This window comes from Herbaspirillum rhizosphaerae (genome assembly GCF_001189965.1).
Lineage (GTDB): Bacteria > Pseudomonadota > Gammaproteobacteria > Burkholderiales > Burkholderiaceae_D > Herbaspirillum > Herbaspirillum rhizosphaerae.
Genome location: NZ_LFLU01000011.1, coordinates 91,072 through 113,992 on the forward strand (window position 1 = coordinate 91,072; position 22,921 = coordinate 113,992).

Sequence of the window (22,921 nt, forward strand, 5' to 3'; positions counted from 1 at the left end):
TTTTTTGAATATTTCGTCAAAAAAAATGGAGTCAACATGACAAAGATTACTCGTGACAAGTATCGCAATATGTTTGGTCCGACCACAGGAGATCGTTTCCGCCTGGGCGATACCAACCTGTGGGCGCAAATTGAACGCGACTTTACGACCTATGGCGAAGAGCTCACCTTCGGCATGGGAAAAGCGATCCGTGACGGGATGGGGCAATCCCAGCTCTCGCAGGCACAAGGAGCATGCGACACGGTCATTATCAATGCGGTGGTGATCGACCACACCGGCGTGTTCAAGGCGGATATCGGCATCACCGGCGGCAATATTTCCGGCATCGGCAAGGCCGGCAATCCGGATATGCAGCCCGGGGTCAGCCTGATTGTCGGCCCCGGCACCCAGATCATCGATGCAAGCGGCAAGGTGGTGACGGCGGGAACGGTGGCCTCGAATGTACCGATCTCGTCTCCCAACATCCTGGGGGCCATGTCCGCCTCCGGCGTCACAACGGTGATCGGCGGCGGCTCCGGGCCGCTCACGGCGACCCGCGTCACCAGCTCCACGCCCGGCGCCTGGGCAGGATTGCGGCTGCTCGACTCGCTGGATGCCTGGCCCTTGAATTTCCTTGTCCTCGGCGTCGGCAACGTGTCGCAGCCTGCGGCGCTCATAGAGCAGATCACGAACGGTATCGCCGCCGGGTTCGTGGTGCACGACAATCGCGGTTCTACACCTGCCGCGATCGACGCTTGTCTGAGCGTGGCCGACGACTACGGCCTGCCGGTTGTGATCGCTTCGGATACATTGAATGAGTCCGCCTACGTTGATGACACTATCGCAGCGTTCAAAGGTCGCACGGTCATTGCCGTTGACATTGACGGGGTTGAAGGCGGCCATAGCCCGGACGTGGTGAAACTGGCGGGATTGCCGAATTGCCTCCCCACCACCAGTATCGCGGCGCATCCTCACACCAAGGACACTATCGATGGATTGCTCGATGCAGTCGTCAGGGCCAACAATCTCGACAAGGCGATTCCGGAAGACGTGGCGGTGGCGGAGTCGATGGTGTTAAGGGATGTGATCACGGCGGCAGATATTTTGCATGATCTGGGCGCTATTTCCATCTTCAGCGCGACGTCCGTCGTTCCGGAGGCGAACGCGACGATGGCGACCCGGGTATGGCAAACAGCCCACAAGATGAAGGCCCAACGCGGCGCCCTTCCGGGGGACAACCCGCAGTCGGATAACGCACGCATCAGGCGCTACATCGCGAAATATACGATCAATCCCGCGATCGCCTATGGCGTCAGCCGGCAGGTCGGGTCGGTGGAAGTCGGCAAGCTGGCGGATCTGGTGCTATGGGATCGGGCGCGTTTCGGGGTCGCCCCGGAGCTGGTCATCAAGGGCGGAGTCGCCGTGGTGGACCGCGACTCGGCCATCCTTTCCACGGACCAGAGCCTGATCTTCACCGCCGGCGAGAATCGCCTCCCCTCCGACGCTTTCCGCCACAGACCGACCAGTATCGAGGTGAACAGGGTGCGTGGCCTGCGCAAGGCGGACATGGTGCACAACGGCACAACTCCCCGGATCGCGGTCGACCCGGAGACGTTTCAGGTCATGGCAGAGGGCGAGCTGCTGACCGGCGGGCCCGCGGACCTTGTTCCGTTGGCGCAGTTGTATACCCTCTGAACCGACACCCCCATCCACACTTTCAGGAGGACGCAATATCATGATTCCAGGCGAATACGACACCACCATCACCGGCGACATCGAACTCAACCAGGGCCGGCAACCCGTCAACCTCACGGTTGTGAACACCGGAGACCGGCCCATCCAGGTGGGCAGCCACTATCACTTCCTCGAGACAAATCCGGCCCTTTCTTTCAACAGGGATCTCGCCCGCGGCTTCCGCCTGGACATTGCGTCCGGCTCCTCTGTCCGGTTCGAGCCGGGGCAGAGCCGCGATGTGACGCTGGTTCCTTTCTCAGGCAGGCGCCCTTGACAAAGTCTCCCATCGGATGATCGATGGGAGGCAGTCCGCAGCAGAACAAAGCCGCGCCGAAGGTGGAAACCCCGGCCGGCGCTAACATTGCGAGTTGACGATGCTACTAGTGTTAATGCCGATTCTGGTCGCGGCGGTATTCGCCACGTCCGGAATACTCAAGTCCGCGGACGGCGCGGAAACCCTGTCCTTTCTCCGCCGCCTGCCGCTGCCCGGATGGCTGAAGAACAAGACGGTCGCAGGACTGATCCCGCTGGGGGACTTTGTACTCGCTGCAGCGCTTGTGCTTGCCGGCGGCGGCTGGTTTCTCGCCGTCGGCGTCGCCACGCTTGCGGTCACGCTCGCTTACCTGGCGATCGTGGTGTGGGCGTGGCGCGCGCCGGAAGAGATTGCCTGCAACTGCTTCGGCAGCCTCCGCCGGGAACCTGTCTCGGGGCGCACGGTGGCACGCAATGGCGTGCTCGTCACGGCGGCTGTCGTGCTGGTCCTCATGGGCGCCTTCGGCTACCCCGGCGTGCCCGCGCAAGTCCTGTCCATGCGCGCCGATGACCTGGCCTGGTTGCTGCTGGTATTGTGCCTCGCCGCGGCCCTCGGCTGGAGCTGGTTGCGACGGCCAGGATTGACGGCTCCCTCCGCGATCGGTGCTGCGCCCGTTGCGGAGCATGCGGACCAGGCTTCGCAGTCATGGTCGCCGATACTGCCACCGCCCTCAAGTCTTGAGCATGCGCGCGCCCGCACGGAGGGCATGCGGCTTCCTCCCATCGAGCTTGTGTCGCGCGCGGGAGACATCGTCTACCTCGACAAGCTGAACAAGAAAGAAGACCGCCTGGTGTTCTTCATTCAGTCGGGGTGCGACGCCTGCGCAGAAATCATGCCCCTGATGCCGCTGTGGGAAACCCTGCTGCGGGGCAAGATCGAAGTCATGGCCGTCAGCCAGAGCCCGCGCGCGGAGTTCATGGCGGCGCATCCCGAGGTCGCTCATTTCACCTGTTACGGCGGCCTTTCCGCGGCGGAAAAACTCTCCATTGTGGTGTCGCCCAGCATGGTGCTGCTCGGTCACGAAGGCGTCGTTCTGGCCGGCCCCATTGCCGGGCCGGATGAGATCGCCGCATTCATGACCGGACTCATCCGTGCAGCGGTTCCCACCCCCGACACGCATCGTCGACCGCTTCATCCATCCTACATCTACGCAACGAGCGAAGGAAAATCATGAGCACTACGCCCGCTTCACATTCCTCACCCCGCTTAGCCTGCCCATCGTATACGGTGCAACTGCAGCAGCTGCTGCAATTAGGAAACGCCGACAAAGTGATCACTGCGCGACATCGCGGCGATTTCTCCGCAGCTTTCGGTGAAAACACGCTGGAAGCCTTCCATCGCTCCTACCAGAATTGCCGGGCCGCCATCGAGACCGACGTGCGCTTCGCTCAGGTGCCGTCGGGAGGCGACCAGAAAGACGCCGCCGTCGTTTTCCACGACACCAACATCGGCAAGATGCTGGTGGACCGCTACGCGCCGCACTTCTGGGATCCGAGCAATATCGGTCGGGACAACACCCCGCTCACGCAGTTGACGGTGGCGCAACTGCAGGCCTACAAGGTGCTCAACGTCTTTACGCGACAGCCGCTTGGACGAGGCGATCCCAATTATCCCGGCGTCCATACGCTGAATCAGCTCCTGACCGACTATGTGCGCGGGGGATATCAGTCCCTGATCTATCTCGACATCAAAATGTCGGGGGACGATGTCGCCAACCGCAAGTACGTGATCGACACCGCACGGGTGATCAAGGACGTCGACGACGCCAATCCCGGCTCGGACCTGTTTAACCGCGTCATCCTGAAATACAACTTCCATCTGTTCCCGAGGCCGGTCGATCTCTCCAACGCCCTGGCAGCAGCCGGAGTCATCCCTATCCTCGGCGTCCTCGCCAACCCCTATCTGGCGCCGTTCGGGATCAAGAGAATCAACGATCTCCCCGCCGGCACCGTGCCTCAGCCGCCTGTGCCGACTGGCGGCGCGCGCCCCTACACGGCCGACTACAGCACGCAAGCCGCGAAAGCCGTCGGATGGTGGTCCGCCGCCGTCCGCGACAACGGCACCAGCCGGCCGATCGTGACGCCGGTCGCCGTCGAGATCGTGATCAAAGACTCCATCAATTTCCTCAATGTGCGAGATCAGACGCACCCGGTCCTCGGCGATTACCTTGTCCCTGTCAGCGGCACCGCATTCAGTTCCATGCCGGGCTGCGCAGCGAACATGCCGGCACTGCATCCATGCAACACCCAACCCGGTTCCGTCGCCGAGCTTGCCGCTATCGTCAAATGGTACAAAAAAGCCCTCGGGATTTTCGCCGCCATCCCTGACTACCTGTTCTGGCGAGACGAGTACACCGAATTCGGCGTCCCCAACCTGACGCCGCCCTCCTCCGGCGGACTCCTCAAGACCATGCGCGCCGACGTCGGTTACTACAACAACGATTCCCGCTGCTGCTACTGGGCCGATGACCGCCTCTCCAACGACCCGGAGTTCATCGAAGGCGCCGACTACCGGATGATCCTCGAATGGCACAGTGCCATCGGCGTCAACCTGTTTACCGCAGACGACACCGATTCCATCGATCGCTTCTACGACATCAGAGGAAATCTCGACAAGATTGCCATGCCGGTGCTCATCGCCCCCGACCGCAGGATGAACTCAGCGCTTGCCTGGGCATACCGATATTATGATCGTCCGGCGCGTCCCAGCGTGCAAATCAGATCCTGGCAAACCGATGCCGCCGGCAATACGCTCTGCATCTGGGGCAACGCGTCGAGCGCCTGGGTGGGCCGCTGCGACGCCTCCCTCTGGCCGGCCGAGCAGACAACATTTGTCACACGCCTGGTTACCGCCCCTGCCGTTGCGGCGGAAGGATGGATGCAAATCTGGAACCGGACCATGAGTCATTGCCTGTATAGCGACTCCGGGAGCGACGCTCGATGGGCTGCCGCTGCGTCGAGCCAATGCCAGCAAACCGCCCTCGCATCGCATTGGGACTGGGACAATGGCGGCCACATCCGGACGCGCAACAATCCTGCGCGGGTCCTGTATAGCGATTACGTCAACCCCAATGAATGGGAAACCTTGAAGGTGGGAAGCATTAGCAGCGGCGACAATGACAAATGGTTCATCGTCGTGAGCCACGTCGGCCCCGGACCTGGGCCTATCCCACCGCTCCCCCCGATACCCGGCAACCGCTTAAGCTCACCGCCGTCACTCTTGGCGCTGTACTTTAAGAATCCGTTCACCGGTGGGCTTAGAGTGATCAACCGATTGTTAGGAGGCTGGTTCAATCCACGCTAAGCGTTCAGTTCACCCTACTGAGGCCTTCGCGACCCGGTTGACGGGGGAAAGCCCAATCAAACCGAAAATGGTCTGGCGTCAGAATTGGATGTCGATGGGCTCATCGACATCCAATTTTTTTGCACCTTTTTTTACGCAAAAAAGGAACAGAGATTCTGATGAGAAGACAATGGACGGCTCATTGGTAAATACAGGTACAAAACGACGATAATGCAGCATCCGGAACCGCTTCTTCACACTTTAGTCACATTGCCCTGCTAACCTGCGCGCATGAAATCCCTGTACCTTGTCGCCGCCGTCACGGCCTCCCTCGCCCTCGCCGCCCTGTATTTCGACAGCCAGTCGCCGGTGGTCGCTGCTTCGGCAGGCACGCCCGCTTACGCCAACGCTGCCTATGCGCCCCAGCCGGGACGCCGTCCGAGCGTGGAAGAAATGACCGCGCTGGGCCGCACCATGTTTTTCGACCCCTCGCTGTCGGGTTCCGGCAAGCAATCCTGCGCAACTTGCCATAGCCCGGACCATGCCTTCGGTCCCCCGAACGACCTGTCGGTGCAGCTTGGCGGCAAGGACATGAAAACCGTCGGCACGCGCGCGGTGCCGTCGCTGCGTTACGGGCAAAACGTGCCGCCGTTCAGCGAACACTTCCACGACGACGACGGCGACGACAGTATCGATGCCGGCCCGACCGGCGGTCGCACCTGGGACGGCCGCGCCGATTCGGCCCACGACCAGGCGCGCATCCCTTTGTTGTCGGCGCACGAGATGGCCAATGCCGATGCAGCGGAAGTGGTCGCCAAACTTAAACGCGCACCGTATGTTGCGCAATTCAAGGCGACCTTCGGCGAAACGATTTTCGACAATACCGATCGCGCTTTCCAGGCGGCGCTGATGGCGCTGGAAGTATTCCAGGAAAGCCCGGTCGATTTCTATCCCTACACCAGCAAGTACGATGCATACCTGCGCAAGCAAACCACCTTGAGTGCCCAGGAATTGCGCGGTCTGGAATTGTTCAACGAGCCGGCCAAGGGCAATTGCGCTTCTTGCCACCTCAGCGAGATCCTGCCCAACGGCGCGTTCCCGCAGTTCACCGATTACGGCCTGATCGCCGTGGGCGTGCCGCGCAACAAGAAGATTCCTGCCAACAAGGATCCGCACTATTACGACTTCGGCCTGTGCGGCCCGGAGCGCACCGACTTCAAGGACAAGCCGGAATACTGCGGCCTGTTCAAGACCCCGACCCTGCGCAACATCGCGCTGCGCCAGACCTTCTTCCACAACGGCGTGTTCCACACGCTGCAGGAGGTGATGGAGTTCTATGTCCAGCGCGATACCAATCCGGAGAAATGGTATCCGCGCAATCGCGACGGCAGCATCCGCAAGTTCGACGACCTGCTGCCGGAGCATTTTTCCAATGTGAACATGGAGCCGCCCTTCGATCGCCAGCCGGGCGACAAACCGGCGCTCAACGATGCAGAGATCAAGGACGTGATTGCGTTTTTGAAGACGCTGACGGATGGTTACAAACCTGAGTCGAAACAGTAAGGGACAACTCAGCACTGGACGGTGCAACGAAGTAAAACCAGGCGAAACGAGGCTGAGCCAAGCGAGACGAACAGTTCTGTTATGAAGCTGTGTTAACGAGAAAAACCCGCTGCGAGCGGGTTTTTCATTTCATGCTGCGACAAGAGTAACGACCAGCGCAACGACCAGCAGCAAGGAATCAGGCAGTTGTGCTGATCGTGGTGCCGATGACTTCGCCGTTGGAATTGCGCGAGGACTGCGTGGCTTGCGCCTGGCGTGCAGCTTCAGCGCGTTGTTCCTCGAGCCGGCGTTGTGCGTTTTCTTGATCCTGACGCGCCTGCAACGCGCGCGCGTTGTCGAGATTGGTTACCGACGGACCGGAGTTGGGAGAGCTGGATACAGCGCCAGGAGAGCTGGCAGTAATTGCGACGTCCATAAAATCACCTTTCAGTACCTGAGAACATAGTAGGAGTCCGGCGTCGAAATGTGCGGACCTGTGAGCATCTTACACCTTTGAGACAGCTTGCCAAGCTACCGAAGCGTTTGCTTACAAAGCCGGGTTGCCGTCACGACAACTTGGCGAAAACCCGCGCCATGCCTCGTTGACAACGAATATTAGCTGAGCGGCAATCAATGACAATCAGGAATATTCTGATCCAGATACACCTCGAAGGCGACGTTGTTGACCCACTTCTTTCTGAGCTCGATCCAGAAGCTGCCTGCAACCCAGTCTGCGCTTGCCTGTTTCAGATAGGAAATTGATTTTGCGTCATCGGCGCGCACCACGAAGACCAAGGTCTGGTGGCTTTGCACCGGCAATCGTGCAGAGAACTTTTTCCATTCCGGCAACTTCAGCAAATCGTTGAGCATGGTGTCGTCGTGCACGGCGGCATCGCAGGCGCCGATGCGTAAAGACAACAGCGAATCGGCCGGTGCGCGCTGCACTTTTTCGATCGCGCCGTATTTCGCAGCGATCTTGCCGACATAAGCGCCGCCTTCGGACAGGCACACGGTGCGGCCCTTCAACTGCTCCCAGCTTTTGATATCGGTGTCGCTGCGCATGATCGCCATCGCTCCCGCGCTGTAACCGGTCGGAATGGCGACGACGCCGGCGTCGCGGCGCAGGGCGTCGTTGTCATCGGTCAGCGCCAGCACGACGTCGGCGCGTCCCGACTTGACCCACTGCGCGGCATTGCCGTTGTCTGTTTTAGGTGTCCCGAGTTTGAGTTTGAGGCGCTTGCCGAGATCTTCGATCAGCGTCGACTCGGGGCTCTCGGGCGTACGGAATTTGGCGCCGGCGACATAGGCCGGCAAAGGATACGACATGCCCGCCACCAGCGTGCCGCGTTGCCGCGCGGCGTCGATGCCGCTGTCGGCGGCATGCGCCGACGCCAGCAAGGACACGGACACGGACAACAATACTGAGGCGACGGATTTCATGACGTGTGTTTTTGTACGATCAGACGTACTGATAACGCAGCAAACGGTGCTTGAGATTTTCCAGAATCACCTGATCGATCAGCGCCGCCAGAATCGCAATGGCGAGGATATTGGTCATCACGCCGACCATGTCGGCCGTCTCGCCGGAATACGCCAGCGTGCGGCCCAGGCCTTTGCCGAAACCGACCAGCATCTCCGCCGAAATCAGCGCGCGCCAGGCATTGCCGAAGGCCAGCTGCGCCCCGGTGATCAGCTCAGGCATCACCGCCGGCAGGTACACGCGACGCAACATGCCCCAGCGCGAGGCACCCATCACGCGCGCAGCGGACACATGCACCTGCTGCACGCTCTCGGTCGCATTCATCACCGACAAGGCCGCCGGGAAAAACGCTGCAATCGCCACCACCACGATGATCGGCAGATTGCCGAAACCCATCAGGATCAGGAACAGCGGCACCCACGCAATCGACGGAATCGATTGCAAGATGATGATGGCCGACTTCAGCACTTCACGGAAGAAGAACAGCACCGCACCGATCAAACCGAAGCCGATGCCGAACAACAGCGCCGCGCCATAGCCGCCGCCCAGACGCGTGAGGCTGCCCCACAGCGCAGTACGAAAAGCCGGCGCCTGAATCTCTTCCCACAAACGCGCCAATACCGTCGGCACACCCGGCATGAGAAAGTCCGGCAAGCACCACGCAGCGATCTGCCACATCAACAAAATGAAAGCGATCGCCAACACCATGGCAAGCTTTTTACGATAACCGGTAACGCGACGCTGAGAGCTCATGAATTAAAAACTGAGTAGAAATGCAATGGCCGACGAAGTCGTCGGCCCGAAAATTAGTGTTTCAGTGGCTGTCCGTAATACGATGGAAAGCGTAGCGAGCGCGTCGAGTTCTGATCGAGAAGCGCAACCGTACGGATGTACGGTGAGCATCACAGATCGGAAATCGGCGCGCGCAGTAGCTTTACACGGATTACAATTTGCGGTCTTTTTGCCAGGATAGATCTACTATGCTGCGCACCTCAAACGGCTTGCCGTCCTTGGTCTTCAGCGAACCCTGCGCTTGCAGGATATCGGCGATTTCCTGCATGCGGTTCTGTTCCTTGTCGTTCAGCTTGGCGTTGAAGGTCTGGCTCTTGATGGCGTCGCGGATCACGTCTTCGCGCAGCATCTCGCCATGCTTCAGCGTCTTCAATGTCGGCTCGGCGATGAAATAGCCGGCAATCAGCTTGGCGGCATCGGCCGGCTTCTTCTTCAGCAATTCAATCGCATCGCGTTGCGCGTCGAGCGACTTCCACACGGCGGCGCGGCGGTTCTTCAGGGTCTCGCCGGAAGTGATCACGACCATGCAAGGGAAAGGCCAGACTTCGCCGATTTCATAGATTTGCTTGACCGGTGCGATCAATTGCGCAATGCGCGCCTGCGGTTCGAACAGGAAAGCAGCATCGACGCGCTTGCCGACCAGCGACTGCACGGCAACCTGCGGGCTCACGCCGAGCACGTTGACGTCGTCCGGCTTCAGGCCGGCATCGCGGAACACGACGCCCTTCAGCACCACGTCGGCAGTGCTGCCCTCGGCTTGCGAGGCCAGGTTCTTGCCCTTGAGGTCGGCGACCTTGTTGATGTGCGCATCTTCGCGCGCGACGATGGCGTGATAGCCGAGCTGCGCGCCGCTGACGACTTTCAGATCCGCCCCCTTGGAGGCCCAGGCCACTGCATTGGTGAAGCCGAACACACCGCTGTCGAGCTGGCCGCCGACGATGGCCTTGATCAGGTCGGTGCCGGATTTGAATTCGATCAGTTCGACGTCGAGGCCGTACTTCTTGTACAGGCCGGCTTCATAGGCCGCCATCGCTTGCGCATCGTCCATGACGCGCAGATAGCCGATCTTGAATTTTTCGAGCGCCATGGCCGGTGCGGAAAACACCAGCGCGGCCAATGCCGTGGACGCAACAAGCAACAGTCGTTTCAATTTCATATCCCAACCTCTTCTATTGTTTTGGCAAACTCGTCCTGTTCGGCATGGATGCCGAGCAGGCAGAGAATTTCGCGACGGATCGCCGAGAACTCCGACAGATCGTGTGTCTTTTCGTGATGCACCAGATTGAATTCCTTGAGCACGGTAGCCGGACGCGCGCTGAACACGAAGATGCGGTCGGCCAGGAACAGCGCTTCGTCGACATCGTGCGTGACCAGCAGCACCGTCGGCGCCTTGCCCTGCACTTCCGAACGGATCAGGTTGCGCAGCGCGTCTTGCAGCGTCATGCGCGTCAGGGCGTCGAGTGCGCCGAACGGTTCGTCCAGCAGCAGCGCTTTCGGCTGCGAGATGAAGGCGCGCGCCAGCGCGGCGCGTTGACGCATGCCGCCGGAGACTTGATGCGGATAGTAGGCTTCAAAGCCGGACAGGTTGACCTTGGCCAGCCAGTCGCGCGCCTGCGCGGCGGCGGTCTTTTTGTCGACCTTCTGGAATTCCAGCGCCAGCGCAACGTTTTGCTGCAGCGTCAGCCACGGGTAGAGCGCGTTTTCCTGGAACATCAGCGTGCGTTCCGGATGCGGGCCGGTCACCGGCTTGCCGTCGGCGAGGATGGTGCCGGAGCTGGGCGTTTCCAGCCCGGCCGCGATATGCAGCAGCGTCGACTTGCCGCAACCGGACGGACCGACCAGAGCGACCAGCTCGCCCTGCTCGATGTCGCGGCTGAAGCCGTCGATGACGTGCAGGCCGGAGAAACTCTTTTGTATGTCTTTAAAGGATAGCTTCATGGATAGGTACATTGCAGTTGCCTTGCCTATGCGTTGCGATCAAGACAACTTTGCACGGACTTTCAGACGGTAGATCGCGACTTTACTGACATCGTGCTGACCGGACAACAATTTAAAAGACGTATGCTTATACGAAAAACAAATAAGCATAGTCTTCAGTCGTCGACCATTTCCTTTATGGCAATGTTTTCAGCAGCGCCTCGACCGTCGGGTAACGCAGCCGCACGCCCAGCTCAAGCCGCAAGCGATCGTTACGCAGGCGGCGCGATTCCGACATGAAGGACAGCATCATCGGCGACACCTGCTGCTGCAGCTCGCTGCGCGGCAGGCGCGGCGGCGGCGGCAGGCTGAACGTGCGCGCCACGGCGTCGAAGTAATCGCCCATCTTCATCTCGGAATTGTCGACCGCGTGATACACGCGCAGCGGCCGGGCGCGGTCGATGGCGGCCAGTGCAATCATGGCCAGATCGTCGGCATGGATGTGATTGGTATAGACGTCGTCCGCGTCGATCAGCGCCGGCGTGCCCTTTTGCAGGCGCTCCAGCGGCAGGCGGTCTTGCGCGTAAATGCCCGGCACGCGCAGGATCGCCAGCCGGCTGCCGGAACGCCGCGCCCAGGCGCGCAGGACGTTTTCGGCATCGACGCGGCGCTGCGCGCGCGCGTTGGTCGGCCGGGTGGCGCGGGTCTCGTCGAAGCTGGCGCCGCCGCAGTCGCCGTAGACGCCGGTGGTGCTGATATAAACGAGAGTCGCGCGCTCAGGTAAAATGGCGGCCAAATTGCGGGTGCGGCGGTCTTTCTGCCCCGAGGATTGCGGCGGAGCAAGATGCACGATGATCTGCGCCAGGCGCGCCAGCCGGCCCAGCATAGCGGGCCGGTCGAGATCGGCGACGATGGGCAAGGCGCCGGCGGCGCGCAGTTCAGCGCAGCGCTCCGGCTTGCTGGTGACCACGATCACGCGGAAACGCTCGCGCACCAGCGGCAGCATGCGCATGCCGACATCGCCGCAACCCAGCATCAACAGACGCGGCTTGCCGATTTTTTTTACTTTATTGTTCATTGTCAGGATTGTATGAGTTTTCAAGTTACCGTTCAGCCCAGCGGCCATCAGTTTACCTGCGACGAAGGCGAAACCATCCTCACCGCTGCAATCCGCGCCGGCGTCGGCCTGCCCTACGGTTGCAAGAACGGCGCATGCAGCTCTTGCAAGGGCAAGCTGGTCGAAGGCAGCGTGACCCACGGTCCGCATCAGGAACGCGCGCTGTCGGCGCAGGATGAAAGTCTCGGCTTCTCGCTGTTCTGCTGCGCCAAGCCGAATTCGGATGTCGTGATCGAAGCGCGCGAAGTGGCCGGCATCGGCGATTTCCCGGTCAAGAAAATGCCGGTGCGCGTGGCCAAGCTGGACAAGGTCGCCGACGACGTCATCATCCTGTCGCTGCAACTGCCGGCCAACGACCGCCTGCAATACAAGGCCGGCCAGTACGTGGAGTTCATGCTACGCGACGGCAAGCGCCGCAGCTACAGCATGGCCAATGCACCGCACAAGGACGAGCACCTGACGCTGCACATCCGCCACATGCCGGGCGGCCTGTTCACCGACCAGGTGTTCTCGACGCTGAAGGAACGCGACATCCTGCGCTTCGAAGGCCCGTTGGGCACCTTCTTCCTGCGCGAAGATTCCGACAAGCCTATCGTGCTGCTGGCTTCCGGCACCGGCTTTGCGCCGATCAAGGCGATTGTCGAACAGCTGGAACACAGCAAGTCGACGCGCCCGGTCACGCTGTACTGGGGCGGCCGCCGTCCGCAGGATCTGTACATGGACGAGCTGTGCAAGAGCTGGGCGCAAACGCTGCCCGACTTCAAGTACGTGCCGGTGGTCTCCAACGCCCAGCCGGAAGACAGCTGGGGCGGCCGCAGCGGTTTCGTGCACCAGGCCGTGATCGACGACCATGCCGATCTGTCCGGCTATCAGGTGTATGCCTGCGGCGCGCCCATCGTGGTGGAATCGGCGCAGCGCGACTTCGTCGCCAGGTGCGGCTTGCCGGATGACGAGTTCTACGCCGACTCCTTCACCTCGGAAGCCGATCTGGCGCCGGTGCAGTAAATCCAGAGGCGGCGCATGTTGCAAAGTGGTGAGCGTTGGAAAAATCAGGACGAATTTGCACCAAATTAGTTTTGACGCATCGCGCAAAACGTCCTAATATTGACCGCATGAACGCTACCACTATTTCCTTGCGACGCCGCAGCCAACCTCAACGAGGTTTGCCGTGCGCGTGAGTTGATCCTGGTCACGAAGCCACAGGCAATCCCTGTGGCTTTTTTTTATCGTTTTTTTGCGCGCTTCATTTATTACAGTTCGGTTACCACCGCCTTTTACACATCCTTAGCAGGAGTCATTCAATGGAATTCAACGAGTTCGCCATCAACAAGCTGATGTATGTCACCAACCGCCCTGAAATCGTCTTCACCGAAGGCAGCGGCATGTGGATGACCGACCATACCGGCAAGCGATACCTGGATTACCTGCAAGGCTGGGCCGTCAACGCGCTGGGACACGCGCCCAAATGCATCGAAGAAGCGCTGGTTGCACAAAGCAAGAAGCTGATCAACCCGTCGCCGGCGTTCTACAACGCGCCGTCGATCGAGCTGGCCAACCTGCTGACCGAGAATTCCGTGTTCGACCGCGTGTTCTTCGCCAACAGCGGCGCCGAAGCCAACGAAGGCGCCATCAAGCTGGCCCGCAAATGGGGCAAGGTCAACAAGAACAGCGCCGGCGAAGACCGTTTTGAAATCATCACCTTCAACCACAGCTTCCACGGCCGCACCATCGCCACCATGTCGGCCAGCGGCAAACCGGGCTGGGACACCATGTTCGCGCCGCAAGTGCCGGGCTTCCCGAAGGCCGAGCTGAACGACCTGGCCAGCGTCGAACGCCTGATCAGCAAGAAGACCGTCGCCGTCATGCTGGAACCGGTGCAAGGCGAAGGCGGTGTGATCCCGGCCACGCGCGAATTCATGCAAGGCCTGCGCCGCCTGACCAAGAACGCCAACCTGCTGCTCATCGTCGATGAAGTGCAAACCGGCGTCGGCCGCACCGGCGAACTGTTTGCTTACCAACTGTCGGGCATCGAGCCGGACATCATGACGCTGGGCAAAGGCATCGGCGGCGGCGTGCCGCTGGCGGCCCTGCTGGCGCGTGAAGAGATCGCCTGCTTCGAAGCCGGCGAACAAGGCGGCACCTACAACGGCAACCCGCTGATGACCGCCGTCGGCGCCGCCGTGATCAAGGAATTGCTCAAGCCGGATTTCCTGCCGACCGTCAAGGCCACCGGCGAGTATCTGAGCGCCGAGCTGATCAAGCTGTCGGACAAGCACGGCTTCGAAGGCGAGCGTGGCGAAGGCTTGCTGCGCGCGCTAAAGCTGGGCAAGGACATCGGCCCGCAAATCGTCGAAGCGGCACGCGACCTGCAACCGCTCGGTCTGCTGCTGAACTCGCCGCGTCCGAACCTGCTGCGCTTCATGCCGTCGCTGAACGTGACCAAGGATGAGATCGACCAGATGCTGACCATGCTGGAAGGCGTGCTGGTCCAACTGGGTCATTGATTCGGGGCCGGTGACGATGCGCAGCATCTGTTCGTCGAACACTGTGCGTGCATTTGCCGCCTGCTGCATCGTCGTCCTGTTGACGGCATGCGGCAGCGCGCCCATGCGTACGCCGGACGCTTCGACGCCTGCCCCCACGCCGGCGCCGACCGACGTCCGCTCGGATGCCGCGACCGAACACGGCAGCGAGGTCGCCATCTACGCACTCGACATGATCGGCACCGGCTACCGTTTCGGCGGCAAGAATCCGGACGCCGGCTTCGATTGCAGCGGCATGGTGTCGTATATCTTCAATCGCGCCGCCGGTCTCAAGCTTACCGGCAGCGCCGCCGACATGGCGCGCAAGGGGCGCCAGATCGACAAGTCCAATTTGCGACCGGGCGATCTGGTGTTCTTCAACACCCTCAACCGGCCGTTCTCGCACGTCGGGATTTACATCGGCGACGGACGTTTCGTCCATGCGCCTTCCGGCAACGGCAAGGTGCACATCTCGCGCATGGACAACCCTTACTTTGCGCCGCGCTTTGAAATGGCACGCGCTTATTTCAACTGACACTTCACCGGCAGAACGCACATGGACCACCACAAAGGCAGTTGTCATTGCGGCCAGGTCCGCTTCGAAGCCGATGTCGACATCGAACGCATCACCGTCTGCAACTGCTCGATCTGTACTAAAAAGGGATTTCTGCACCAGCGCGTGCAGCCGGAGAATTTTCGCCTGGTTGCCGGTGCGGACAAACTCGCGACCTATCAGTTCGGCACCATGGCCGCCAGGCATCATTTCTGCCCGACCTGCGGCGTGCACGTCTTCACGCGCCCGCGCGCGGCGCCGGAGCTGTACACCATCAACGTGCGTTGCCTCGATGATTTCGACCTGAACAGCGACAAGCTGACGTTCGTCGACTTCGACGGACGCAACTGGGACAAGAACGCCGGCAAGCTGGGCTGATGCCCCGTCTGCGCTCGGTTGGTTTCAGGCGCGGGCGCTGCGGCGTTTGGGTGGCGCAGCAACCGGCGCGCGTTTGGCCGGTGCTTTCAATGCAGCCGTCTTTTTCACCGTCGCCGGTTTTGCGGATTTCTTGACCGCCGCTTTGACGGCACGCTCTTTCACTGCCGGTTTCTTTGCCACGATTTTAGTCTTGGCAACGTTGACTGCTCCGGCAGCCTTGACGGTTTTCTCCGCCACCACCTTTTTGCTGAACAGACCAGCCTGCCCGACCAGGCTGGCGCTATAGCGTTTGAACGCGATATCCATGTGGCGCCGCATCGCTGCGCGCGCCATCTCGGGATCGCGTGCGCGCAATGCCTTCATCACGCGTGAATGTTCTTCAATCGCATCGTTCCACACTTCAATGGTGTCGAAGTGGCTGTGCAGGCGATTGAACAGCGGGCCCAGACGGGCATCGAACAATTGCGTCACCAGCCCGACCAGCACGCTGTTGCCGGTCGCTTCCGCCACGCGGATATGGAACAGGCGGTCGGCTTCCAGCGGATTGGTGCCGGCGCTGGTATGTTCGATCATTTGCTGAAACGCTTCTTCGATGGCGTCGATCTGCGCCTTCTTAGCATTTTTGGCGGCGGCATAGGCGACCTCGCCCTCCAGCATGGCGCGCGCCCGGATCAACTCCAGCGGCCCCTCTTCGGTCGACAGATCGATCTCGCCCTCGGGCGCAGGCGACGGCGGGCAGACGTAAATTCCGGAACCCATGTGCACTTCGATATAACCCTCAACCTCCAGCGCGATCAAGGCTTCGCGCAGCGACGGCCGACTGACGCCCAGTTGCACGGACAAATCGCGCTCCGATGGCAACCGCGAACCAACAGGAAACTCGCCTTCGACAATCAGCTTGCGCAGCTGGTCGCTGATCTGGCGGTACAGTCGTTGCGGCTCGATCGCTTCAATTGGCATAGAGGGTTCCGATGAGAATTCTGTCTTTGTCTTGGCGCCGGATTGTATCTCGTATCTCACCTGCAAGCGAATGATCAGCTTGCTGCCGGCGCAGCAATCTGCTGCCGCGCCGGCATCGTCAGGTTCAGTCCGCCAGCGCTGCCGGAAAGCTTAAACCGTACTGTTGCGCTGCCTCGCGCAGCGTCGGCGCAATCGTCGGATGCAGGGCCACGCCTTGCTCCAGCTGCTGCGCGCGGCGCGCCATGCCGCGGTCGCCCGGCATGCGCACCTTTTCCACGCCGGGGCGCGGCGGATTGGTCCGACACGCTTCGGCGATGTGATCCATCTGGCGTTTGAACGCGGCTTCGCCGCCGAAGGCCGCGGGATCGTACAGACTCATGAACACCGTGGCGCCCCAGCCTGCCGGCGGATCGGCGCGACCGAAACCGGACAGGCCGCCGGTCAGCGCTTCGATCAGCACCGCCAGGCCAAATCCTTTGTGCCCCGCCGACAAACCGCCCAGCGGCAGAATCGTGCCCGGTGGATCGGCGGCGAATACGGCAGGATCGCGGCTGGGATTACCCTGCGCATCAAGCAACCACTCTTCTTCGAACTGCTTGCCGGCCTTATGCAGGCGATTGCTCATGCCGTTGGTCGTGATCGATGCGGAGATGTCGACCAGGAAAGGCGTGCCGGACGTAGGAATGCCGGCAGCGATAGGATTCGGCGTGAATACCGCGCGCGTGCCGCCGAACGGCGCCACGCTGTGTACCGCAGGATCGGAGCTCGACAACACCATCAGGAAACCTTCTTCCGTCGCGCGCAGCAGATACGCAGCGAGGCAGGCAATGTGATGGCTGTGATGAATCGCCAGCGAGGCGGTGCCGAGTTCGCGGGCGCGCGGGATCAGCGCGTCGATGCCCTTGTGCACCAGCCATGGTCCTGGCAGACGACGCCCGTCCCAGACCAGTGCGGCCGGACGATCTGACACCACTTCCGGTTCGCCGGAAGTCGTCATCGCGCCCTTCTCGATCTCTTTGACGTAAGGCGCCAGCAAAGCCAGGCCGTGCGTATCGTGGCCCAGCAGGTCGCCGTCGACCAGCGTGCCCGCCACCGAAGCGGCAGGCTCTAGCGGCAGGCCGGCTTTCTGCAGCAGTTGCGTGGAGAACTGCTTGAGTTCGACAGCGGAAAAACGTTCGGGTGAAGCCATGGAAAAAAACCATCCTTTCATTGCAGTAATCGGTGGCAGGCAGACGCCCGCGCAAACTTGAATTCATGACAGCCCCGGCGCAGGCGCAGATCCGCGCACACAGGGACACAGGGCAGAAGCGATATCGTCTCGACTCTTGTATTTTTGCCTGCCGACGCACACAAAGAGGTCATGTGGTCAGACCAGATAAGGAAAAGAATTTCATATCACCCCGGCAGTGTCAAGAAAGAAAACGATGCACGAAAATAATTCACCTACGCCGCAGCGCACCATTGGGCATCATAGAGTGCAAGGGAAACACGAGTCAGGTATCGGTAAAAAGATGTATGACAAATCTGGTATTACCACTTGACCAAAGCACAAATGCTGAAATAGACTCGCTGGCATCTTTTCGAAGCATGTAGTCCGCGATATATAAAAATACAAGAGCAAAGATTGCCAAATATTGCTCACGGACAGCAACGCAGCACTGGAGACAGGCATTGAAATTCTTAGCTAGCCGGGGGAGTACGCCAACCGTGCCGTGTGCATGGAAGCAAGTCGTGTCGCAGGCGCGCCTGTGCGATCTTGTGTCTGCGCGCACTACTTTTGCGGCGAGCGCTTATGCTGCCGCTGCGTCCCGCTATACCTGCCGCCTCGGCCATGCCGGCAACGGCGACGCCATGCTGGCATATCACCTGATGGATTTCTCCCGCTACTTTTTCGACCAAAGCGATATTCGCCACTGATTCTTCCGACAGCCATCCGATTCAGACAGCATTCATGGTCCGCCTCTCGTCGTCGATGAGCGGGCCACAAGGAAAGAAGGAAAGAACATGAGCGACACCAAAAAGATTACCCGCCGCAGCCAGGCATGGTTCGGCCGGCAAGACCGTGACGGCTTCATCTACCGTTCGTGGGTGAAGAACCGCGGCATTCCGCACGATCAGTTCGATGGCCGTCCGGTCATCGGCATTTGCAATACCTATTCCGAACTGACGCCCTGCAATTCGCATTTCCGCGCACTGGCAGAACAGGTCAAGATCGGCATCTGGGAAGCCGGCGGTTTTCCGCTGGAGTTCCCGGTGATGTCGCTCGGCGAAACGCTGATGCGCCCGACGGCGATGCTGTTCCGCAATCTGGCCAGCATGGACGTGGAAGAATCGATCCGCGCCAACCCGCTCGACGGCGTGGTGCTGCTGATGGGCTGCGACAAGACTACGCCTGCCCTGCTGATGGGTGCGTCGTCGGTGGACTTGCCGACCATCGGCATCTCCGGCGGTCCGATGCTGTCCGGCAAATACCGCGGCGGTGAGCTCGGCTCCGGCACCGGCGTCTGGCAGATGTCGGAAGAAGTGCGCGCAGGCCAGATGTCGCAGGAAGAATTCTTCGAAGCAGAAAGCTGCATGCACCGCTCGCACGGCCACTGCATGACCATGGGCACGGCATCGACCATGGCCAGCATGGTGGAAGCGCTGGGCATGAGCTTGCCGGGCAACGCCGCGATCCCTGCCGTCGATGCGCGCCGCAACGTGCTGGCGCGCAACTCCGGGCGCCGTATCGTCGAGATGGTCAAGGAAGATCTGATCATGTCCAAGATCCTGACCAAGGCGGCATTTGAAAACGCCATCCGCGTCAATGCCGGCATCGGCGGCTCGACCAACGCCGTGATCCACTTGCTGGCGATCGCCGGCCGCATCGGCGTCGACCTGAAGCTGGAAGATTGGGACACCATCGGCCAGAAGCTGCCCTGCCTGGTCAATTTGCAACCATCGGGCAAATACCTGATGGAAGATTTCTACTACGCCGGCGGTTTGCCGTCGGTGATCCGCGAACTGGAAAGCGTGATCGACAAGAGCGCCCTGTCCGCCAACGGCCAGACCTTGTGGGACAACTGCAAGGACGCGCCGAACTGGAACCGCGACGTCATCCACGCTTTCGATGCGCCGTTCAAGCCGGCCGCCGGGATCGCCATCCTGCATGGCAACCTGTGCCCGGACGGCGCCGTCATCAAGCCGTCGGCAGCAACGCCTGCGCTGCTCAAACACATCGGCCGCGCCGTGGTGTTTGAAAATAGCGACGACCTGCACAAGCGCATCGACGACGAAGATCTGGACGTCGATGAAAACTGCGTGCTGGTGCTGAAGAACTGCGGCCCCAAGGGCTATCCCGGCATGGGCGAAGCGGGCAACATGCCGCTGCCGCCGAAGGTGCTGCGCAAGGGCATCACCGACATGGTCCGTGTATCGGACGCGCGCATGAGCGGCACGGCGTATGGCACCGTGGTCCTGCACGTCACGCCGGAAGCGGCTGCCGGCGGTCCGCTGGCGCTGGTGCAAAACGGCGACATGGTGGAACTGGATGTGGAAGCGCGCAAGCTGCACCTGCATGTCAGCGACGAAGAACTGGAACGCCGCCGCGCGTCGTGGCAAGCGCCGAAAGCGCCTGCGGATCGCGGCTGGGTCAAGCTCTACGTCGACCATGTGCAGCAAGCCAACCTCGGCGCCGATCTGGATTTCCTGGTCGGCAAGAGCGGCTCGGGCATTCCCAAGGACAACCACTGATTGCATGGGTAAATATCTGACTTGATTTTTCAATCATCAGGCGGCGAAAGATTCAGGCGCGCTCCCCTCTCGGGGAATGACGACCGATAAAGATGAACTTCCGCCCGCCGTGATGGTGCGCTTTGACTGCAACATACGGAGACATGAAGCAATGAAAGTATTGATTACCGACTACGATTTTCCCGATGTAGAACTTGAACTCGCGCTGTACCGCGAAGCCGGCGTTGAAGTCGTGACGGCGCAATGCCGCACCGAAGAAGAGGTCATCAAAGCCGCCGAAGGCTGCGAGGGCCTGCTGGTGCAATATGCGCCGGTCAACGCCAAGGTATTCGCCGCCCGCCCTGAAATCCGCATCGCCAGCCGTTACGGCGCCGGCTTCGACACCATCAACACCGCCGATGCCGCTCAACATGGCGTCTGGGTCGGCAACTCGCCCGACTATGGCGTCGGCGAAGTTGCCACGCATGCGCTGGCGATGGCGCTGGACCTGGTCCGCAACATCACCGGCTACGACCGCGACGTCAAATCCGGCCAATGGCATTACACTACCGCCGGCAAGATCCAGCGCTGTTCCGAAATGACTATCGGCATCGTCGGTCTCGGCCGCATCGGCAAGCGCATGGCGCATATCAGCCGCAACCTCTTCAAACGCGTGATCGCCTACGATCCGCACATTATCGACGGCGACTTCCCGGCTTATGTGGAACGCGTTAGCAAGGAAGAATTGTTCAGGCAGGCGCACGTAGTTTCCTTGCACACGCCGCTCAACGATGAGACCCGCGGCATGATCGATGCATCGGTGTTGAAATTGATGCAACAGGACAGCTTCCTGGTCAATTCCGCGCGCGGCGGCCTGGTCAATATCGACGACCTGCTCAAGGCGCTCGACACCAACCTGAAGGGTGCCGGACTGGACGTTTTGCCGGTCGAACCGCCGGCCACAAGTTCCGCTATTGTCCAGCACAAACGTGTGCTATTGTCGCCGCACGCCGCCTTCTATTCCGAAGTCGCCGCGAAGGAATTGCGCCGCAAGGCAGCGCAAAACCTGATCGACTGGGACCGCAACGGGCGCCCGTCGTATGTGGTGGTTGAAGGCAGGAAAAAATAATCAAACGACAAAGATAATTGTCTGCATCCCAGCCAGTCGCCAGATGCAGGCAAGCATGAACTCAGCAAGCGCAGCAGATTTGACGAAGACAGCAACCGATCTCGCAACAAGCAAAAATAAGCAACAAGAACAAGCAGCACAAGAGAGGTATGACGCGTTGATGATGTAAGAGTATTCGCTATCGCAAAACGAATGACCGAATAAGTAACGATAGTGCGCTATCACCGTTGTATCTCTCAATACCGCCGAAAATCATAAAAATCAAACGGCGCAGGTATCAGAAATAAATGTGCGGAGGCCCTCCAAGAAGGGGCCTGCTGCAGACACAAAAAACGAGATATTGAGACGAGGAGCAAGGCATGGCATCAGTTCAGATTCGCGGCATCAAAAAGCAATTCGGCAGCACCCAGGTCATTCGTGGCGTCGATATCGAGATCGAGGACGGCCAGTTCGCCGTGCTGGTCGGCCCTTCCGGCTGCGGCAAGTCAACACTGCTGCGCATGCTGGCGGGCCTCGAAGAAATCACCGAAGGCGAGATCTCCATCGGCGGCACAGTGGTCAACAACGTCCAGCCCAAGGACCGCGACATCGCCATGGTGTTTCAGAACTATGCGTTGTATCCGCACATGACGGTCAACGACAACATGGCGTTCTCATTGATGCTGGCCAAGAAGGACAAATCCTTCATCCAGCAACAGGTCAAGAAGGCCGCCGAAATTCTCGGCCTGACCAATCTGCTGGAACGCTATCCGCGCCAGCTCTCCGGCGGCCAGCGCCAGCGTGTGGCGATGGGCCGCGCGATCGTGCGCGATCCGCAGGTCTTCCTGTTCGACGAACCGTTGTCCAACCTTGACGCCAAGCTGCGCGTGCAGATGCGCACCGAGATCAAGGAACTGCATCAGCGCCTGAAGACGACTTCGGTCTACGTCACCCATGACCAGATCGAAGCGATGACCATGGCTGATCAGATCGTCGTCATGCGTGACGGCCTGGTGGAACAACGCGGCCGTCCGCTGGAACTGTACGACCGCCCCGCCAACATTTTTGTCGCGGGCTTCATCGGTTCGCCGGCGATGAACTTTATCCCCGCCACACTGCGTCGCAATGCCGACAAGGCCGAAGTCGAATTCGCCGACGGCACGCGCCTGCCTGCGCCGTATGCACACCGCGGTCTGGACGGCGTCGACGGCCAGCGCGTGGTCTACGGCGTGCGTCCGGAACACCTGAGCATCGGCCCCGCCGGCAGCGGCATGAGCACCAAGGTGGTGGTGGTCGAACCGACCGGCGCCGACACCGAAGTCTATGCACGCTTCAACGATACCAGCCTGACATCGATCTTCCGCGAACGCCATAACTTCGGCGCCGGCGACACGATCAACCTGGTGCCGGAACACGGCAGCACGCATCTGTTCGATGCAGACAGCGGCAAGACGCTGGCGCGCGGTTGATCTTGAATTTGATTCATCTTTTTCAAAGCAGTCCCTGTAACACCATCTGTACTACAGCAAGTAA

21 protein-coding genes are annotated in these 22,921 nt (G+C 60.5%); 13 read left to right on the top strand and 8 right to left on the bottom strand.

The features are described from left to right. The first annotated feature begins 36 nt into the window (after positions 1-36). The 5 genes from AKL25_RS15710 (at position 37) to AKL25_RS15730 (ending at position 6,871) form a co-directional block, all read left to right on the top strand. Positions 37-1,674, top strand: coding sequence for an urease subunit alpha (locus AKL25_RS15710; RefSeq protein WP_050478638.1), 1,638 nt, complete (start codon positions 37-39; stop codon positions 1,672-1,674). A 40-nt stretch (positions 1,675-1,714) separates the two neighbouring features. Beyond that, a complete protein-coding gene (locus AKL25_RS15715) occupies positions 1,715-1,987 on the top strand; it encodes an urease subunit beta (RefSeq protein ID WP_050478639.1) in 273 nt (90 codons plus the stop codon). 100 nt (positions 1,988-2,087) lie between these two features. After that, positions 2,088-3,200 carry a MauE/DoxX family redox-associated membrane protein gene (locus AKL25_RS15720; RefSeq protein WP_157050663.1) on the top strand — a complete coding sequence of 371 codons (1,113 nt, stop codon included), beginning with the start codon at positions 2,088-2,090 and terminating at the stop codon, positions 3,198-3,200. Beyond that, complete coding sequence (locus tag AKL25_RS15725; RefSeq protein WP_157050664.1) at positions 3,197-5,329, top strand: glycerophosphodiester phosphodiesterase family protein; 2,133 nt, start codon at positions 3,197-3,199, stop codon at positions 5,327-5,329. The genes AKL25_RS15720 and AKL25_RS15725 overlap by 4 nt, the downstream gene beginning before the upstream one ends. 270 nt (positions 5,330-5,599) lie before the next feature. Further along, a complete protein-coding gene (locus AKL25_RS15730; RefSeq protein WP_050478642.1) occupies positions 5,600-6,871 on the top strand; it encodes a cytochrome-c peroxidase in 1,272 nt (423 codons plus the stop codon). Between the two features lie 178 nt (positions 6,872-7,049). Here the strand turns inward: AKL25_RS15730 and AKL25_RS15735 are convergent, their stop codons facing one another. From AKL25_RS15735 to AKL25_RS15760, 6 genes are all read right to left on the bottom strand, one after another. Then, positions 7,050-7,286: a hypothetical protein gene (locus tag AKL25_RS15735; protein ID WP_050478643.1), complete on the bottom strand. Its 237-nt coding sequence runs from the start codon at positions 7,284-7,286 to the stop codon at positions 7,050-7,052. Between the two features lie 194 nt (positions 7,287-7,480). Next, complete coding sequence (locus tag AKL25_RS15740) at positions 7,481-8,290, bottom strand: ABC transporter substrate-binding protein (RefSeq protein ID WP_050478644.1); 810 nt, start codon at positions 8,288-8,290, stop codon at positions 7,481-7,483. 19 nt (positions 8,291-8,309) lie between these two features. Beyond that, entirely contained in the window at positions 8,310-9,083 is a 774-nt protein-coding gene (locus tag AKL25_RS15745; RefSeq protein WP_050478645.1) for an ABC transporter permease, read from the bottom strand. Positions 9,084-9,273: 190 nt separating this feature from the next. Next, the gene (locus tag AKL25_RS15750; protein WP_050478646.1) at positions 9,274-10,278 is read right to left on the bottom strand and encodes an ABC transporter substrate-binding protein; all 1,005 of its coding nucleotides are present in this window, start codon (positions 10,276-10,278) and stop codon (positions 9,274-9,276) included. Beyond that, positions 10,275-11,060 carry an ABC transporter ATP-binding protein gene (locus AKL25_RS15755; RefSeq protein ID WP_050478647.1) on the bottom strand — a complete coding sequence of 262 codons (786 nt, stop codon included), beginning with the start codon at positions 11,058-11,060 and terminating at the stop codon, positions 10,275-10,277. Before AKL25_RS15755 ends, AKL25_RS15750 begins: the two co-directional genes overlap by 4 nt. 175 nt (positions 11,061-11,235) lie before the next feature. After that, positions 11,236-12,117 carry a sugar nucleotide-binding protein gene (locus AKL25_RS15760; RefSeq protein ID WP_050478648.1) on the bottom strand — a complete coding sequence of 294 codons (882 nt, stop codon included), beginning with the start codon at positions 12,115-12,117 and terminating at the stop codon, positions 11,236-11,238. Positions 12,118-12,129: 12 nt separating this feature from the next. Between AKL25_RS15760 and AKL25_RS15765 the strand changes: the two genes are divergently transcribed. The 4 genes from AKL25_RS15765 (at position 12,130) to AKL25_RS15780 (ending at position 15,609) form a co-directional block, all read left to right on the top strand. Beyond that, on the top strand, positions 12,130-13,161 hold the full coding sequence (locus AKL25_RS15765) for a CDP-6-deoxy-delta-3,4-glucoseen reductase (RefSeq protein WP_050478649.1): 1,032 nt from the start codon (positions 12,130-12,132) through the stop codon (positions 13,159-13,161). 296 nt (positions 13,162-13,457) lie between these two features. Then, positions 13,458-14,660 (top strand): acetylornithine transaminase, encoded by a 1,203-nt coding sequence (locus AKL25_RS15770; protein WP_050478650.1) that lies wholly within the window; start codon positions 13,458-13,460, stop codon positions 14,658-14,660. A 16-nt stretch (positions 14,661-14,676) separates the two neighbouring features. After that, positions 14,677-15,213 carry a C40 family peptidase gene (locus AKL25_RS15775; RefSeq protein WP_050478702.1) on the top strand — a complete coding sequence of 179 codons (537 nt, stop codon included), beginning with the start codon at positions 14,677-14,679 and terminating at the stop codon, positions 15,211-15,213. Positions 15,214-15,234: 21 nt separating this feature from the next. After that, on the top strand, positions 15,235-15,609 hold the full coding sequence (locus AKL25_RS15780) for a GFA family protein (protein ID WP_050478651.1): 375 nt from the start codon (positions 15,235-15,237) through the stop codon (positions 15,607-15,609). 24 nt (positions 15,610-15,633) lie between these two features. Here the strand turns inward: AKL25_RS15780 and AKL25_RS15785 are convergent, their stop codons facing one another. Both AKL25_RS15785 and AKL25_RS15790 read right to left on the bottom strand, forming a co-directional pair. Next, positions 15,634-16,569 carry an FCD domain-containing protein gene (locus AKL25_RS15785; protein WP_050478652.1) on the bottom strand — a complete coding sequence of 312 codons (936 nt, stop codon included), beginning with the start codon at positions 16,567-16,569 and terminating at the stop codon, positions 15,634-15,636. A 124-nt stretch (positions 16,570-16,693) separates the two neighbouring features. Beyond that, positions 16,694-17,758 carry an Ldh family oxidoreductase gene (locus AKL25_RS15790; RefSeq protein ID WP_050478653.1) on the bottom strand — a complete coding sequence of 355 codons (1,065 nt, stop codon included), beginning with the start codon at positions 17,756-17,758 and terminating at the stop codon, positions 16,694-16,696. A 482-nt stretch (positions 17,759-18,240) separates the two neighbouring features. Here AKL25_RS15790 and AKL25_RS15795 point away from each other — a divergent pair, with 482 nt between their 5' ends. The 4 genes from AKL25_RS15795 (at position 18,241) to AKL25_RS15810 (ending at position 22,857) form a co-directional block, all read left to right on the top strand. Then, positions 18,241-18,486 carry a hypothetical protein gene (locus AKL25_RS15795; protein ID WP_157050665.1) on the top strand — a complete coding sequence of 82 codons (246 nt, stop codon included), beginning with the start codon at positions 18,241-18,243 and terminating at the stop codon, positions 18,484-18,486. Positions 18,487-18,573: 87 nt separating this feature from the next. Next, positions 18,574-20,301, top strand: a complete 1,728-nt coding sequence (locus AKL25_RS15800; RefSeq protein ID WP_050478655.1) for an IlvD/Edd family dehydratase — start codon at positions 18,574-18,576, stop codon at positions 20,299-20,301. Positions 20,302-20,452: 151 nt separating this feature from the next. After that, positions 20,453-21,409 (top strand): C-terminal binding protein, encoded by a 957-nt coding sequence (locus tag AKL25_RS15805; RefSeq protein ID WP_050478656.1) that lies wholly within the window; start codon positions 20,453-20,455, stop codon positions 21,407-21,409. 359 nt (positions 21,410-21,768) lie between these two features. Continuing rightward, a complete protein-coding gene (locus AKL25_RS15810) occupies positions 21,769-22,857 on the top strand; it encodes an ABC transporter ATP-binding protein (protein WP_050478657.1) in 1,089 nt (362 codons plus the stop codon). The last annotated feature ends 64 nt before the right edge of the window (positions 22,858-22,921 follow it).

Bases quoted from the DNA above. Each gene is read 5' to 3' on its own strand.
- AKL25_RS15780 (WP_050478651.1), top strand. From the start codon at position 15,235: ATGGACCACCACAAAGGCAGTTGTCATTGCGGCCAGGTCCGCTTCGAA.
- AKL25_RS15770 (WP_050478650.1), top strand. From the start codon at position 13,458: ATGGAATTCAACGAGTTCGCCATCAACAAGCTGATGTATGTCACCAAC.
- AKL25_RS15775 (WP_050478702.1), top strand. From the start codon at position 14,677: ATGCGCAGCATCTGTTCGTCGAACACTGTGCGTGCATTTGCCGCCTGC.
- AKL25_RS15765 (WP_050478649.1), top strand. From the start codon at position 12,130: ATGAGTTTTCAAGTTACCGTTCAGCCCAGCGGCCATCAGTTTACCTGC.
- AKL25_RS15750 (WP_050478646.1), bottom strand. From the start codon at position 10,278: ATGAAATTGAAACGACTGTTGCTTGTTGCGTCCACGGCATTGGCCGCG.
- AKL25_RS15810 (WP_050478657.1), top strand. From the start codon at position 21,769: ATGGCATCAGTTCAGATTCGCGGCATCAAAAAGCAATTCGGCAGCACC.
- AKL25_RS15740 (WP_050478644.1), bottom strand. From the start codon at position 8,290: ATGAAATCCGTCGCCTCAGTATTGTTGTCCGTGTCCGTGTCCTTGCTG.
- AKL25_RS15785 (WP_050478652.1), bottom strand. From the start codon at position 16,569: ATGCCAATTGAAGCGATCGAGCCGCAACGACTGTACCGCCAGATCAGC.
- AKL25_RS15730 (WP_050478642.1), top strand. From the start codon at position 5,600: ATGAAATCCCTGTACCTTGTCGCCGCCGTCACGGCCTCCCTCGCCCTC.
- AKL25_RS15715 (WP_050478639.1), top strand. From the start codon at position 1,715: ATGATTCCAGGCGAATACGACACCACCATCACCGGCGACATCGAACTC.
- AKL25_RS15745 (WP_050478645.1), bottom strand. From the start codon at position 9,083: ATGAGCTCTCAGCGTCGCGTTACCGGTTATCGTAAAAAGCTTGCCATG.
- AKL25_RS15805 (WP_050478656.1), top strand. From the start codon at position 20,453: ATGAAAGTATTGATTACCGACTACGATTTTCCCGATGTAGAACTTGAA.
- AKL25_RS15710 (WP_050478638.1), top strand. From the start codon at position 37: ATGACAAAGATTACTCGTGACAAGTATCGCAATATGTTTGGTCCGACC.
- AKL25_RS15800 (WP_050478655.1), top strand. From the start codon at position 18,574: ATGAGCGACACCAAAAAGATTACCCGCCGCAGCCAGGCATGGTTCGGC.
- AKL25_RS15760 (WP_050478648.1), bottom strand. From the start codon at position 12,117: ATGAACAATAAAGTAAAAAAAATCGGCAAGCCGCGTCTGTTGATGCTG.
- AKL25_RS15720 (WP_157050663.1), top strand. From the start codon at position 2,088: ATGCTACTAGTGTTAATGCCGATTCTGGTCGCGGCGGTATTCGCCACG.
- AKL25_RS15735 (WP_050478643.1), bottom strand. From the start codon at position 7,286: ATGGACGTCGCAATTACTGCCAGCTCTCCTGGCGCTGTATCCAGCTCT.
- AKL25_RS15790 (WP_050478653.1), bottom strand. From the start codon at position 17,758: ATGGCTTCACCCGAACGTTTTTCCGCTGTCGAACTCAAGCAGTTCTCC.
- AKL25_RS15725 (WP_157050664.1), top strand. From the start codon at position 3,197: ATGAGCACTACGCCCGCTTCACATTCCTCACCCCGCTTAGCCTGCCCA.
- AKL25_RS15755 (WP_050478647.1), bottom strand. From the start codon at position 11,060: ATGAAGCTATCCTTTAAAGACATACAAAAGAGTTTCTCCGGCCTGCAC.